Origin of the sequence: Lysinibacillus sp. UBA6686 (genome assembly GCF_002455205.1) — a bacterium.
In the GTDB taxonomy this organism is placed as follows: Bacteria; Bacillota; Bacilli; order Bacillales_A; family Planococcaceae; genus Lysinibacillus; species Lysinibacillus pakistanensis.
This window is the reverse complement of sequence record NZ_DKJS01000076.1, coordinates 41795-58805: the sequence shown is the minus strand read 5'-3', so window position 1 is coordinate 58805 and position 17011 is coordinate 41795. Positions and strand designations below refer to the sequence as shown.

Here is a 17011-nt window from a genome sequence, read left to right as displayed (position 1 = left end):
GTTACAAAAAAGGTGAGGAGTGAAAATAGGATGCAAGTAAAAAAAGAAATAATCCAGTTAAAGGCACAGGGAATTGAGTTATGGACGAATCAGGGAAAGCTTCATTTTAAAGCAGGTAAGAATCAGATGACTGAAGAAGTGATGGGATTTCTAAAAATGAATAAAGAGGCGTTAATTACTGCTTTGGAGCAAGAAGCGCAAGCTAACACATTCCCATTAACCCCTATTCAATCTGCTTATCTACTGGGCAGCATGAACAGCTTTGAATATGGTGGTGTTTCCAGCCATATTTACATGGAGCTTGAATATAACCAACTAGATTGTGAGAAGGTTAAACAAGTATGGACGACGTTAATAGAGCGGCATGAAATGCTACGAACGACCATTCATCGGAATGGCTATCAAAGTGTCATGGATGACATACCGAACATTGAAATTGCATTTGAAGATTTAATGAGGAATGGTGCCGAAGATAAGGAGCGACTACAGGAAATTAGGCAACATTTGGGCCATAAAATCTATACACCTGAAAGCTGGCCGCTTTTTGATATTTCATTGAGTCAACGATTACATGGCACGACTATGCATATTTCCTTTGATTTTTTAATTGTGGATTGGGCAAGTATTTGGATTTTATTAAAAGAATTTGAAGAGCTTTATTTTCATGAGGATGTTATATTACCAGCAATTGATTTCACCTTTAAAGAGTATGTAAAGATAGAGGAGAAGATGAGGTACCAGAAGAACTATCAAGAGGATAAAGACTATTGGTATAACCGAATTCAAACGCTTCCGCCTTCACCGACATTACCTAAATTGTCATTAGTACAGGATGAAAAATGCTTTGAACGCTATTTTATTCAATTAGATAAAGCCGCTTGGGATAAATTTAAATCTTCCATTTCCAATAAAGGTAAAACCGCTACTAGTGTTTTGCTCGCTTTATATAGCCAATGTCTGGCGAAATGGAGCATAAACAAGCATTTTACCATCAATTTAATTCTTTTAAATAGATTACCTGTCCACCCAAATGTTCACCGAATTGTTGGCGATTTCACATCTATTAATTTAACAGAGGTTGATTGTAGAAGAGCTGAAATGGCTTTTATAGATCATGTTCGTCAGATTCAACAGCAAATGTTTCGAGATTTAGACCATAGCAGCTTTTCGGGTGTAGAGGTACTGAGAGAAATAACAAGACAAAAAGGACAAGCATATGCTTTAATGCCTTTTGTCTTCACCAGTGCTATTAATCTTATCGATTCCAATGGATTAATCGGAAAAATGAATGAGTATGGTATTAGTCAAACACCACAAGTATTTATTGATTGTCAGGTCATGGATGATGACAATGGCTTGCGTGTGAACTGGGACGTGAGGAAGGGTATATTTCCAGCCAACGTAATAGCTGATATGTTTTCCGCATTCGAAATCGCCTTATTAAAATTAGTCCATGAAGATCAAGCCTGGGAATCAGCAGCTTTGGTAAACTTGCCAAATGAACAAACAAGACAAAGAGCTAGTGTCAATAATACCTATTTGAACCAAGCAAAATGTTTGTTACATCAAGGCTTTTTCGAACAAGCAAGTCAGCAGCCTACACAAATCGCAGTCATCGAGGGGGAGCAGGAATACTCTTATGCTGAACTAAGAGATAGTGTGTTTACAGTAGGTAATCTACTTCAAAAACATCAGCTAAAACAAGGGGATAAGGTGGCCATCATTTCTGAAAAATCCATTTATCAAGTGACAAGTGTGCTGGCTATTCTATCGCTAGGAGCAGTCTATGTGCCGATAGATAAGGCTCAGCCGATTAGTCGAATCAAGAAAATAATCGATCAAAGTCAAGTAAAGGCTATCCTTGTGGATGAACATCAGCCAATCTATGAAAGCCTAGAGGTACAATGCATTGCCGCTCATTTACTAGAACAAAGAGAAAGCATTTCCTATGACGTTTATAAGGGTTATCCCGATGAACTAGCCTACATTATTTTTACATCTGGTTCAACAGGAGAGCCAAAGGGTGTTGCCATGTCTCATGCTGCAGCCATGAATACGATTATAGATATTAATAGGCGATTTAATATTACTAGCCATGATCGTGTTCTTGCCCTATCTAAGCTTAACTTTGATCTATCAGTTTATGATATCTTTGGTTTGCTTACTGCTGGTGGTACGATTGTCTATCCAGAACAAGGTCATTTGTATGATGCAAACTATTGGTTATCATGTCTGCAAACTAAAAAGATAACGTTATGGAATACAGTGCCAGCATTAATGAAAATGCTACTAGCTGTTGATGAAACGGAGCAATTCGTAATAGATGCCATGAAAACGATACTGTTATCAGGAGATTGGGTACCACCAAAAATGGTTAAGCAATGTGCAACTGCATTTCCAAAGAGTACCATAATTGCCCTAGGCGGTGCTACAGAAGCGGGTATTTGGTCCAATTATCATATTTGCAGTGAAGAAGACTTTGAGAGAGAGTCTATACCTTATGGCTACCCGTTAGCGAACCAATGCTTTTATATTTTAGATGAACATAATGAGGACTGCCCGAATTGGGTTCGTGGAGAGCTGTATATTGCGGGAGATAGTCTTGCACAAGGCTACTATCAGAATACTGAAATGACAAATGAACGATTTATTACAACGATTAAACAGCAGCGGCTCTATAGAACTGGTGACTATGGAAGATATTTGGACAATGGAGAAATTGAATTTATCGGACGTCTTGATAATCAAGTGAAGTTACGTGGAAATCTTATTAACCTAGGGGAAATTGAATCATTATTAAATAAACATGAGCAAGTAGACGCTTCCTGTGCAGTCGTACTAGATAATAAGCATCTTTATGCTGTCGTTCAACTAGCAGAGTATGCTCCAAACAATGTACTATGTAATGATTTCATTGATTATCTTGAACAGCTATTACCGTCTTATATGGTTCCCGTCAAATTATTTATTTTATCGAAGCTTACACTAAATGCAAATGATAAATTAGATCGCCAATTGATCAAGAAACAGGTGCAGCAGCTAGTACAGGAGGTTCAAGCTGAAGAGAACCTACAACAGGCAGAAGTAATCACTCAATTAGAGGGAACACTACTCCATTTTGCACAAGATATTCTTCAGATCGAACATATTCAGGTGGATAAAAATTTATATGACTATGGAGCAGATTCCTTATCCTTATCACAATTAGCGGGGAAAATAAAAAAGTCAATTGAGAATGAAAATCAATATCAGAAAATTACTTTTGACTTTATTCTTCGTCAATTGTTAAATGAGCCAGTTATTAAATTACTTGCACAAAAAATAATGCAACATACGGTGACAGAGACGCAGGAAAATCAACTTATAAATAAACGAAATCATACCCAAGCAATAGGTTTATTAAAGAAGGAATCCTCCTCTCATGGTGAACCATACCGAATTGTCGTTCATGCAGGATTAGGCACAATGAACGCCTTTAAATATTTAAACAAGCATTTAGCAAAACAAGATTTAGGAACAGTGATCAGTATTTCTATTCAAGATATTGACCAGTATTTAGCCCTAGATAGTGCCATGTTAATTGATCATTTAGCAGATGATTATGTACAACAAATTATGGCAAAACAAGTGAAGCAAGTTCAATTAATTGGCTATTGCATGGGTGGGTTGATTGCTCTTGAAATGGCTAGAAGACTGATGGAAAGAGGTGTGGAAATAATTGATTTTACGTTAATTGATAGTGCGCCGGTTTTATATGATATCGAGGATTCTATAGCACTAGAATTAATCTTTATTACGAATTTCTATATTACTGTTGAGGATGTTTATAAAGGTGCATCCAATCAACATTTGATGGAAGCTATTATGCATATTTTCTATCAACATAATAAGAGTTTAAGCGCATCAAGTCTTGAAGAGCTTAAACATGTAGAAGAGTTTAAAGAAATTTACCGCTTTATCAAGAATTTATCACAACGAAGCAGAAAACAGCGCTTTCAGGATTATCGAGCTGCTATAGAGAAAAAAACGGCTGAAATCATTCCAGATGAGATGCTAGAGGGATACTATAACATTTATTTACACAGCTTTAAAGGATCCAATGTGCGACCAATGGCATACTTCGGCGATATTCGCTATTTAGTGGCAGAAGAGGATATGGATTTTATTTTTACTGATAGGCAGGACACATTAAAGTTTTGGAAAGACCTGTGCATTGGTCATTTTGAGGAAATAGCGATTGCTGGCAATCACATTACATGTATTGAAGATGATGACAATGCATCTCGTGTGGCTGACATCCTGCTAGCACCAATTCAAGTGGGGAGTATCAGTCAATATGAATAAAAAATACTTAGGAATCATTGGCGCAACAGGTCAGGTTGGTGTGGGAGCTGTTAAAACTTTATTGAACAATTATTCAGCTTCATTATTACTAGGAGGTCGGAAGATAGCAAAGCTTATGGAACAGTTTGGGGAAGAGTCCGAGACCATGAAATACCAAGCAGTAGATGTCTTTAATGAAGCTAGTATTCAAGCCTTCTGTGAGAATTGCTACTTGGTTATAAATACGGCTGGACCCTCTTCCCTCATACTTGCACGAGTTGCTGAAGCTTGTCTAGTAACGAATACTACCTATATTGATGTATCTGGTGATAAAGCAATGAAATTGGCAATAGAGGATGCTCTTGCAAAACACAATAATCCTATAACATGTGCCATATCTGGCGGTGTCTATCCTGGCTTGACAGAAATGTTTGTAGCATATTTATTACGCCAAAAATGGGTCGAACGTATTAGCTGCTATTTTGCTGGTAAAGGTAGCTTTTCTGAAACAGGAGCCTATGATATTATCTCCAGCCTAGAAAAAGAGGAGGGCTATGGAATGTCCTATTACAGGAATGGGGATATAAAGAAATTAACTTCAGGAATAGGGAGCCAAATGCTTTTACCTGCTCCATTTCATCAAGTATACACACTCCCCTTGATGAACGAAGAGTTTATAGCCTGTATAAAAGAATATAGAGCTGCCAATGCCTATTTTTATAATACCTTCGCTACATCTAAAATACTGAGTGATTTTATTATGATAAAGGCTATGCAGCTATATAAAACTGAGGAGGAAAAGCGCGCCTCTGCTTATCGTTTAATTGAGACCTACCATACTCAAGATAAACATGAGGGTTTTATTATATATGTTGAAACAGAAGAAAATGGTAAAACACAAACAAGTTACTTACAAAGTAATGTGAATTGGAACTATGGCTCTGGAGTTGTAGCTGCTTGTGTGGCGATGCAAATGCAAGAAAGGAATGGTACAAATAAAAAAGGGTGTTACTTTGCGCAATCAATAGTTGATGTGGAAGAGTTGATGCAGCAACTCCTAAAAATGGAATGTATTTCAATTATAGGGGAGAAGTAATGTGGATGTAGAAAAAATGAAAATCATTAACATGATACAGGGCTATTCTCACTCATATATCGTATATAGCGCGGTTGAACTTGGCATTTTTAATGCTTTGTTTTCCAAAAGCATGACAAATCAACAATTGGCCACAGAGCTTCATCTTTCTCCTTTATTATTAGAGCGATTTATGAAGGTTCTGATAGCAATGGATTTCGTCTATCAAGAAAATGATCAATACTCGTTAACATCTCTAGGTGAAAAATTATCAAATGATAGTGAAGATTCCATGACTGCAATGATTTTATTTAACGGACGTATATGCATGAAAGCATGGGGCTATTTTTATGAAGGATTAAAAAATAATATTTCTCCTATTGAATTGATGGAGGGAGAGGCGTTTTTTGAAATCAATGAAATGAGCCAAAATCGCTTAGGTACATTTAATGACATGATGCGTCAATCAAGTTCACAGCTAAATTTAGAGCTATTATTTCAGACAAGAAAAGTGGCTGATATTAAGAGAATTATTGATATAGGAGGTGGTGCTGGTGATGTAATAACACAGCTTTTACAGGGATTTCCATTAGCGGAGGGGATCATCCTTGATAAAGACTATATCAAAGCAGAAGCAGAGGAAACGATTCGTATATCCTGCCTACAGAAGAGATGCCAATTCATCGAAGGAGATTTCTTTTTACCTCTTGAGCATAAGGCGGATATGTATGTCTTATCAAGAATTCTCCATGATTGGGACGATCGTCAGGCTACAGTCATACTCAGCAATATTGCAGCGGTAATGGCTAACGATAATGTATTGTTGATTATTGAAAAAATACTTCCTGAAAAAGTGTCAAGACAAGCACTTCCCGCTTTTTTAGGGGATATGCATATTTGGACATTGTGTAATGGCCAGGAAAGAACTGAAAGTGAGTTCGAGCAACTGCTCCAACCGGTCAACTTATATATTGCTAGGAAACATTTTACGGATTCAGATATTGTCATACTGGAGGTTAAAAAGGATGAACAGCATACAGATAGAGGAAAAGATTACGAAATTTTTGGTGCATTATGAGAAAGAGGGCTATTTGGAACCATTGTCACTTGCAGATGCCTTAAAAAATTGGGCAACTCTTTACAAGAATAAGGTAGCCCTTGTTGATCAAACAGGATCATTAACTTATGAGGAGCTGTATCAATCAGCTAACTTCTTAGGACAGGGATTACTAGCAAAAGGTATTAAGAGGGGGGACAATGTACTTCTACAATTACCAAATAATATATTCTTTGTAAAGGCTTGTTTTGCACTATTTATTATAGGGGCAAGACCTATATTATTATTGCCGACACACCGAGAAAAAGATATTACCAATATTGCTAACCTAACAGAGCCTGTGGCAATCATTATACCATCCACATTCCATGGCTATGACTATCAATCTATGGCTAAAAAGGTAGCAATGAAACAGCCAAGTATTTCCTTAATCATTACAGATGAACCGAACGGTATATGTATTTCATTGGGAGATTTAGAAAACCAGTTCTCTGCACAGAAGGATGACCTCATGGAGCATCAATCCTCTTATCAAGACATTGCTTTATTTTTACTATCAGGAGGTACTACAGGAACGCCAAAGGTCATTCCCAAATTACATACTGCTTACTTATGTAATGCAAAAGCAGCAGCAGACCGTTGTCAGGTGACAGAAAATAGTACTTATCTTGCGGTACTATCCATTGCACATGATTATCCGCTTTGTTCACCAGGAGTTCTAGGGACTTTAAGTAAAGGTGGTAAGGTTGTATTAAGCTCAACGAGTACATTTGATGAAGCACTAGAATGGATTGAAAAAGAGCGAGTTACCTTTACCTCTATCGTACCTGTTATAGCAAATTTATGGGTAGAGTCTCTCGCTTTGGAGGAGCATGCTGATGTATCTTCCCTTGACTATATTTTATTAGGAGCTGCTAAGCTAGAGAAGCAATTGGCTCTCCAATTGATGACACAATTTCAATGTCAGCTAATTCAGGGTTATGGTCTAGGAGAAGGCATTACTTGCTTCACTTCACCAGATGATGATATTGACACGATTATTTCATGTCAAGGTAAGCCGATCTCAAAAGGGGATGAATTTAAAATTGTTGATGAGAACGGCACTGAGGTTGTCCAGGGGGAAGCAGGGGAGCTGATTCAAAAAGGCCCCTACACTTTCTTTGGTTATTATAAGTTACCAGAAATAAATCAGTTAAGCTTTACGTCAGATGGTTTTTTTAAAACAGGAGATAAAGCACGTATAACAGAGGAGGGGAATATTCAAATTCTTGGAAGAGTGAAGGAGCAGATTAATCGAGCTGGGGAAAACGTAATCCCGAGTGAAATTGAAAGCTATCTTCTTGAGCATGATGATATCGTGGATGCTTCCGTTGTAGGTGTTGCTGATCAGGAATTAGGGGAACGAATCTGTGCATTTGTTGTAAAAAAAGATAAGGAGCTTTCGTTAACGGAGCTTTGCCAATTTATGATAGAGAACGGTGTAGCAAATACTAAACTTCCTGATCAATTAGTATATGTAGAGTCTATTCCTTATATTAATGTAGGTAAATCCGATAAGAAAAAATTAGTCGCACAATATCTAGCTTAGGAGGAATTTCAATGGAGACAGAGGTTTTATTAAAATGGCAAGCATTTAGAGATGAAGTATGCAATATGTTGAATCCTGGTGAGCAAATAACGGACGATGCAAACCTACTACATATGGGCCTTTCATCTATTGAAATGATGAAGCTTATTAACGTAAGTAAAAAACTTGGTTATCGATTGACTTTTGAGCAGTTGGTAAAAAACCCCTATTTAAAGGATTGGCAACGATTATTGTTAGAGGAGGCAATTTCTGAGGAACAGTTACCTCATATGCAGAACCAAAAGTATGTGGATATGTATAAGCCCTTCCCGTTAACCGAAGTTCAGCATGCCTATTGGGTTGGTAGATACGATGGACAGTATCTAGGCAATGTAGGCTGTCATGGCTATTTAGAAATTAATGTGGAACAGATTGATACAGACAGATTAGCAGCTTCTTGGAAGAGGCTACAGGAGCATCATCCAATGCTGAGATCCTGTTTTACAGCAGATGGGCAACAATTTATTGTTAAGCAAACACAGGTAAAGCCCTTAATCGTTCATGATTATCGAATGGCGGATGAGCAGCAAATCAAACACCATTTAGAGGAAATACGAACGCAAACTTCTCATAGACTACTAAAGATTGACGAGGGGCAAGTGGCTGAATTACAAATCACTTTATTACCAGAAAATAAAGGCCGTATGTTTTTCGATATAGACCTATTAGTAGCAGATGTCCAAAGCTATCAAATACTATTAAGGGATTTAGCTGCATTGTATAATCGCAATGCGGAGCCCCAAGCGCCTCTCGAATGGAATTTTGCTACATATTTGGCGGAAAAAAACGAAGAAAATCAACAGGAGAGACAAGAGGCAATGGCCTATTGGACAAACAGGCTTGAAACGCTACCCACAAAGCCTCAATTACCAGTCTCGAATAAGTCTGAAATAGATGCAACATTTTATCGACGCTCTTATTTTTTACGAGCGGAGCTATGGGAAAAACTAAAATATACATCAGCAAGATCAGGTGTCACTCCTGCTATGACGCTACTAACCATCTATAGTCTAATTCTTAATAAATGGAGCGAAAATAATCATTTTCTGATCAATCTCCCATTATTTAATCGGCAATCAACAACAAATCATACGATTGAAGAAGTGGTGGCTGATTTTACAACAATTCTTTTAGTGGAGGTTGATTTACAGGAACAACGAACATTTTTACAGGATATGCAAACCATTCAAAACCAATTTCATACAGATATGAAATATACAGCCTACTCTGGTGTGGATGTGCAAAGGGATTATGTGCGTCTGCATAACAGTGAACAACAAATTGCCCCTGTTGTTTTTTCCTGTAATATCGGATCGCCTTTATTGAATGAAGAGTTTAAATCAGTATTTGGCGATATCCATTATATGATTTCCCAAACACCACAGGTTTGGTTGGATTTCCAAGTGTTTGAGCAGGATGGTGGCTTACTGTTAATTTGGGATAGTATTGATGATGTATTTAAGCCACAGGTCCTTGATGAAATGTTTACAAGCTTTAAACAAACAGTGGATAGTGTTGCTAATAGGGATGATTGGTCGATGCCACTCCATATTCCGATAACAGAGCAATTAGCGATTAGAAAAAATGTTCAGTCGGAAATGACAGTAGTGCCAACTTGCCTACATGCGCCATTTTTTACACAAGCTCAACAAATCCCTAATGAGCAAGCATTGATATTTCCTGCGCTACAGACATCCATCACTTATGGTGCTTTACAGGAAAAGGCACGACGCATTGCTCAATATTTACACCTAAACGGTATCCGAAAAGGGGAGGCAATTGGACTATTAATGGAACGAGGCATTTCTCAGATTGCGACAATTTTAGGGATTTTAGCCGCAGGAGGAGTGTATGTACCAATTGGTCTAAAGCAGCCATTGTCTCGAAGAAGAAAAATTTATGAAGCAGCGGATATCCGGTTTATTGTAACAGACCAACCTCACCTAGATGATGACAGTGGCGTTTCGTATTTATCTGTTGAAGATGCAGAACGATGCGAGCAATGTTCTGAAATCATCTATGATGCAGCCTCTCTTGCTTACATTATTTTCACCTCTGGCTCAACGGGTGTGCCAAAAGGTGTAGAGATGACGCATGAAGCTGCATGGAATACCATTTATGCTGTCAATCAGCTTAATCAAATCAATGGTGAAGATTGTGTATTAGCTGTATCTGCAACTGAATTTGATTTATCAGTCTATGATATGTTTGGCTTGTTGGCTGTTGGTGGCAAGCTCATATTACTAAGTGAAGAGGAAGTGCGACGTGCAGATAAATGGGTACACTACATTAAAGAATTTGGTGTTACATTATGGAATTCTGTACCTATTTTATTTGAGATGTTATGTGCAGAGCTAGAGCATGAGGAGAAAAGCCTCCCATCAATTAGGCATATTTATTTATCTGGAGATTGGATTAAACCAGATTTAGTACAGCAGATACCATTAAAAACGCCTCATGGTACCTTGATAGCCATGGGTGGAGCCACTGAAGGTGGGATATGGTCTAATTATTTTAAAGTAACGGATGATACTGTTCATAAATATCCGAGTATTCCATATGGGTTCCCGTTACCAAATCAGCAGTATCGTGTCGTCAATGAAAGAGGCGAGGATTGTCCAAACCAAGTTGCAGGTGAACTATGGATTGGCGGTAACAGTATTGCTGAGGGCTATAAGGGAAATAGCCAGCAAACGAATAACCAGTTTATCTCTATTGATGGACAAAGATGGTATCGAACAGGGGATTATGGCAAGTATGTAGATGATGGCGTTTTATTATTTTTAGGTCGAAAAGATGAACAGGTCAAGGTTAACCGACATCGGATTGAATTAGGTGAGATTGAAAGAAGCCTGAAAAATAAATCGTGTATTAAAGATGCGGTAGTTCTCGCCACTAAACAAAAAAACGGAAATCAACTTCATGCTTTTATCACAGCTGAGGATGTTGGTGATCTTTTTGATTTTCAGACGACATCTTCCAACATTCCTAGACTTATTAGAAGCGTGTTAGAATTAGTTTCTCAAAATTCAGACGCTAGTGACTTTGATTATTCAGAAGCAATGCAGAAATTTATGCAAGAAATCGATCAATTAACTTGCTATGGGATAACATCGATTCTACAGCAAATGGACTTTCCTATGAATAAAGGAGAAAGCTACAATATTAAACAACTAATAGAAGAAAAGCAGGTAGATACGAGATATTATGAGCTTATTTTCCAATGGTTTAGTTTACTACATCAGCTACATGTAGTAGCGACTATAGATCATATCACCTATACAAATAAGATGGATTTAGCAACCTGTCAGCTACCTCCTCTCGCACATTACCCGAATATGATGAAATTCAGTACTTCCTTTATTGAGAATGGGCAAGCACTACTAACAGGAAAAATATCACCAGCTTCTTTATTATTTTCTGAAAATGCATTATCACCGATGGAGGTGATATGTGAAGAACCAGGGGCTATAGAAAGTCATCGTCTAGTAGCAACCATTATTAATAGGATTAGTACAGCTAAGAAAAAGCCAATACACATTTTAGAGCTTGGAGCGAGAAGTAGCACATTTACAGAAGCTATCATTCAGCAATTGGCAGGTGTTGATTATCATTATACAATCACGGATGCTTCTATGTATTTTAAAGATAAATTCGATTCCATTCTTTCAGACCAGATAGAATTTGCTACTTTAGATATAGAAATTGACCCTATTTTACAAGGCTATACATGCCATAAATATGACCTGATAATTGCCAATAATTCACTACACAGAATAAAAAATTTACTAGAAACGATGCCTTTTATTGAGCAGCTTTTAGATGTGGATGGCTTGATGATCACTACTGAAAACACGATGAATAGTAGTCTGCAGCTCATTACAACAGGCTTTGAGGAACAAGGATTTACACAATTTGAAGATGAAAGAAAAGAAATTTGTCAGCCATTATTAGCGGATACTCAATGGCTAGAGGTCTTTAAAAAAGCTGGTTTTTCAAATGTAAATGTGGTGAATCATCCACACCTATATGCGCACCATATTTTTATTGCTCAGTCATCTCCTGTGAAAAAACAAATGAATCAGAGAAAGCTAGAGGACTATGCTAGAGAGCAATTGCCAGATTATATGATTCCTAGACATATAACCTTACTTCGCAAAATGCCTTTAACGAATAATGGGAAACTAAATCGTAAGCTATTACTTGCCAGCATTGATATAGAGGCTCGGGAGCAGGCAGAACCAACACGTTCAATGACGACTATGGAGCAAAAAATTGCAAATGTTTGGAAAGAGGTATTAGAGAAATCGCATATTTCCCTAGACGATAATTTCTATCAACTTGGTGGAGATTCATTAATTGCCACACAACTTAATAGTCAATTACAGAAAAAATTGAATGTACCCACTTCCTTAGAGGCAATTTTTAAATATCCAAAGTTTAGTGATTTTACTCATTATATTGCTGAGCAAACAATGGCTGAAACAGAGGGAAAAATGGCTACATCTTTTGCAAATATAGAAAGTGATACAACCCATCTATATGAGCCATTCCCATTAACGGATATTCAACAATCCTATTGGCTCGGAAGAAATAGTGTATATGACTTAAGTGATGTGTCAGCTCATTGTTATTTTGAGCTTGAATGTGGCGAACTGGATATGGAGGCAGTAAATGCGGCTTGGAATCAATTAATTCAGCGTCATGATGTCATGCGAGTGGTTGTATTGAATAATGGATTGTCTCAGCAAATTTTGAAGGATGTATCAGCTTATAAAATTCACATTAATGATTACAGGAATGAGGATCATTTAGCTTTTACTAATGGAGTACAAGCAACTAGAAGTCAAATGTCCCAGCGTAGGTTTGATGTTAGCAAATGGCCATTATTTGATATTGAGGCAAGCTTAAGTCCAGATCAGACAACACGATTACATGTTAGCTTTGACAATACCGTATTTGATGGCTATAGCATTTTTCTGCTATTTGATGAGTGGTATAAATTATCTTATACGCCGACTCAAAATTTACCTACCATCAATATCAGCTTTAGAGATTATGCTATTGCACTGGCGGATTTAAAAAATTCCACTCAGTATAAAAATGATATGAATTATTGGGAAGACCGTGTTCAAAAGCTACCGCCTGCCCCAGAGCTACCGCTAGCGAAGCAGCCAAATGAAATCAAAGAACAAAGATTTACACGCTATCAGGCAATTTTAACGAAGGATAAATGGGGTGCTATGAAACAAATGGCTCATCAACTTCATTTGACGCCTTCTACAATTATTATGGCAGCCTATGCAGAGGTATTAGGCAGATATAGCCGTCATCAGCATTTTACATTAAATTTAACGCATTTTAACCGTCTACCTTTACACGAAGATGTTCATAAGTTAGTAGGAGATTTTACTTCTTTAGTATTGATTGAAATAGATCATCGTCACAATAGTAATTTCATTATGCGCTGTCAGGATGTGCAAAAGCAATTATTGCAGGATCTTGAACATACGCTTGTGAGTGGTGTGGAAGTCGAGCGAATGCTGCGAAAGGACAAGAACCATTTTAACAATATTGTGATGCCGATCGTCTTTACTAGTGGCATTGGCGTGAATAAGGATCATTTAGAGGATATTTCTTATTTAGGAAAAATTATTTATGGAGCATCACAAACACCACAAGTTTGGTTGGATCATCAAGTATTCGAGCAAGATGGTGAGCTCATCCTATCCTGGGATGGTGTAGAGGAATTATTCCCTTCAGGTTTATTGGCTGAAATGTTTGATGTGTATCTACAGCTTTTAGATCAACTAAGTCAGGGGATGACAGCGTGGCAACAGATATCTACTGTTATTCGCCTACCAGATGCAAAACAACGGGAGATCATTCATGAGGCCGCCATAATACCAACATCGGAAGAAACGCTTGTCAGTCTAATAGAAAAACAATGGCATACATTTGCAGCGAATCCAGCAATTATTGATGCAACGAAGACAGTTACCTATAAAGAATTAGGTGAAATGTCAAAAAATTTAGCATCAGCTATTCGTACAGAGCCACCTCAGACTATCGTTATATTAATGGAAAAGGGATGGCAGCAAATTGTTACAGCACTAGGAATTATGAGAGCAGGTTCAGCATATTTGCCCGTAGATGTGGATACACCTTTAGAACGACTACAGCAGATTATCCAGCAAGCACATATCCAAACAATTATTACTACACAGTCTTTATATAGTCGATTCAGCCATTTAAGTTTAAACATTTATACAGTTGAGTCACTTATTGAAACTCGGTCAGAGAAAATGACAACCCTTCGCACAGTATTACCTGATGATTTAGCTTATATTATTTTCACATCAGGCTCTACAGGCAAGCCTAAGGGGGTTGAAATTACTCATCGTAGTGTGGTGAATACCATTTTAGATATAAACAAGCGTTTTGAAGTAACATCTTCTGACCGTAGTATAGCTTTATCGAATTTTACTTTTGATTTATCAGTGTACGATGCATTTGGCTTACTCGCTGCAGGTGGGGCAGTGGTCATACCTGAAGTGCAGAGGCAAAAGGACCCTGAGCATTGGTTAGAGGTAATGCATAAACATCACATTACGATCTGGAACACAGTACCAACCTTTATGGAAATGTTTGTGAATTACCATCAAACAGCTACGACTATTGCAGAGCAGGGTCATTCTTTAAGATGGGTGCTATTAAGTGGTGATTGGATACCATTAACCCTTCCAAAAAAAATAAAAACTATTTTCAAAGATACGCAAGTTGTCAGTCTAGGGGGAGCAACAGAATGCTCCATTTGGTCCAACTATTTTATGGTAGAAATGATAGAAGATTCATGGAAGAGCATTCCATATGGGAAATCACTTTCACATCAGCAGTTGTATGTATTGAATGCCAATTATGAGGATAGTCCTGTTTGGGTAAAAGGTGATTTGTATATTGGTGGTATCGGTTTATCAACAGGATATTGTAATGATCAGGAGAGAACGAATGCCCATTTTATATACCATCCAATAACAGGAGCTAGGATTTACAAAACGGGAGATCTAGCCAGATATCTTCCTGATGGTAATATTGAATTTTTAGGTCGTGAAGATCAGCAAATTAAAATGAATGGTCACAGAGTAGAATTAGGGGATATTGAAGCCAATTTATGCAAGCTTCCGATTGTACAGCAGGCTGCTGTCATCATGCAGGATAATAAGTTAATCGGCCATCTAAAGCTTCATAAGGGCATTCAGCATAATCTAGTTGAAACAATGACAACAGATACGAAGCTTTCTATCAGTCTTGAGACAATAAAAAATGAATTAGAGCACATGAAGCCAACCCTTCATATGGCTGAACTTTCCGATTATACAGCAGCAATTGAGTGGCTTAGTGTCGGTATGATGTTTTTAGATTTATCTGTATTGAACATCTTTAAAAATCAGGGTCAAGTATTGATGAAAGCAGAAATAATAGGAGCTGTTGCGAATACGTATGAATCGTTAATCGGGCATTGGCTAGATTATCTAGTCGAATATGGTTTTATAGAGATGAAACAGGCTAGTTATATCATTAATTTCAGTAAAGAAGACGCTTTACAATATATGAATAATAAATTAAATGATTGTCATCTTGGTGAAACACAGCCGATATTCCAGCAATTAAAGGAGCAGCTAATCGCTTCTCAAGAGGCCAGACTTGCCATTCTAAAAGGCGAGCAGCTAGCAAAGAATTATTTAGTAGATTCTCAGGGATTCTTAACACCTGAACAATTAGGTCACTATAATTTATGGAGTCAATATACACAGGATTTAGTGAATAATATGATAAGTATATTATCAAAATCTAATGAAGAACAAGGACTAAATGTCTTGGAGCTTGGCACAAGAACAGGTCAGGGTAGTCATCAATTTGCACAGCATTTTAGAAGCTTTGGTCAATATACCTATGCCGATGAATCATCTGATTTTCTACATCGTAAAAAGGCGGCGACAACTCATGAGCATATTAAATTTAAGCAATATGATGTTAATCTCCCACCTGATAATCAGGATATGGATCTTCATACCTATGATCTAATCATTGCTGAAAATACACTGCATAGAAGTCGTCATTTAAATAATACGATGACCTATTTAAAGCGACTCTTAAAGCCAGATGGTCTTATTATACTAACTGAGAATGTAAAGAATAATGCACTATTACTAATTACCGTGGCATTTTATGAAGAAGGCTATCAACAACTTGCTGATGCTAGAAAGGTAGAGAAATTACCGTTACTTCATTGCGAGACTTGGCAACAATTATGGAAAGATGAAGGCTTTAACTATTTATTGGAGTGGCCGCGAGATGATGTTAAATGGTTTGGTGAACATATCATGATGGTAGAAGGACCTTCTAAGATTCAAAGATTAGACCTTGTTCAATTTAAAGAAGAGGTAAAGCATACTCTTCCTAAATATATGTGTCCAGATGATTATTTCGTTCATGAATCCTTCCCAATAACAGCAAACGGAAAAATTAACCGCAAGCAGCTAGCACACTATAAAATTTCTTACCAAACTGAGCTTGTAGAACTGGGGAGACAAGCAGTAACTCCAGAAGAGCAAACTATTGTTCAAGCTTGGAAAGAAATTTTGGAAACAGCGTATAGCAGTGTGAATGATAACTTCTTTGAGCATGGTGGTGACTCGCTTAAAGCAATTAGATTTATTAATCGTCTTAGTGAACTAGGGTATACCTTAACGTTAGAGAAATTATTTTTACATCCTACCATTGAAGGAATGGCTGCACATCTCGTTGCACAGAAGAATGATCAGAATAAGGAAGAAGCACATGTTATTGGTACATTATAAAATGTTGCATAGAGAAGAAGGTATTTTTTATTTGAATATTTACTAGCTCTAAACAAAATGTGCAGTGG

The 17011-nt window shown here is 37.3% G+C and carries 5 protein-coding genes; all 5 read left to right on the top strand.

All coding sequences use genetic code 11. The features are described from left to right. The first annotated feature begins 30 nt into the window (after window positions 1–30). The 5 genes from B2R82_RS20570 to B2R82_RS20550 are packed head-to-tail and all read left to right on the top strand — an operon-like array spanning window position 31 to window position 16943. Window positions 31–4344 (top strand): amino acid adenylation domain-containing protein, encoded by a 4314-nt coding sequence (locus B2R82_RS20570; RefSeq protein WP_286926775.1) that lies wholly within the window; start codon window positions 31–33, stop codon window positions 4342–4344. Further along, window positions 4337–5419 carry a saccharopine dehydrogenase NADP-binding domain-containing protein gene (locus tag B2R82_RS20565; protein WP_286926773.1) on the top strand — a complete coding sequence of 361 codons (1083 nt, stop codon included), beginning with the start codon at window positions 4337–4339 and terminating at the stop codon, window positions 5417–5419. The genes B2R82_RS20570 and B2R82_RS20565 overlap by 8 nt, the downstream gene beginning before the upstream one ends. Window position 5420: 1 nt before the next feature. Further along, window positions 5421–6476, top strand: coding sequence for a methyltransferase (locus B2R82_RS20560; RefSeq protein ID WP_286926771.1), 1056 nt, complete (start codon window positions 5421–5423; stop codon window positions 6474–6476). Beyond that, entirely contained in the window at window positions 6424–8043 is a 1620-nt protein-coding gene (locus B2R82_RS20555; protein ID WP_286926769.1) for a (2,3-dihydroxybenzoyl)adenylate synthase, read from the top strand. Before B2R82_RS20560 ends, B2R82_RS20555 begins: the two co-directional genes overlap by 53 nt. Window positions 8044–8054: 11 nt before the next feature. Then, window positions 8055–16943, top strand: a complete 8889-nt coding sequence (locus B2R82_RS20550) for a non-ribosomal peptide synthetase (protein ID WP_286926768.1) — start codon at window positions 8055–8057, stop codon at window positions 16941–16943. The last annotated feature ends 68 nt before the right edge of the window (window positions 16944–17011 follow it).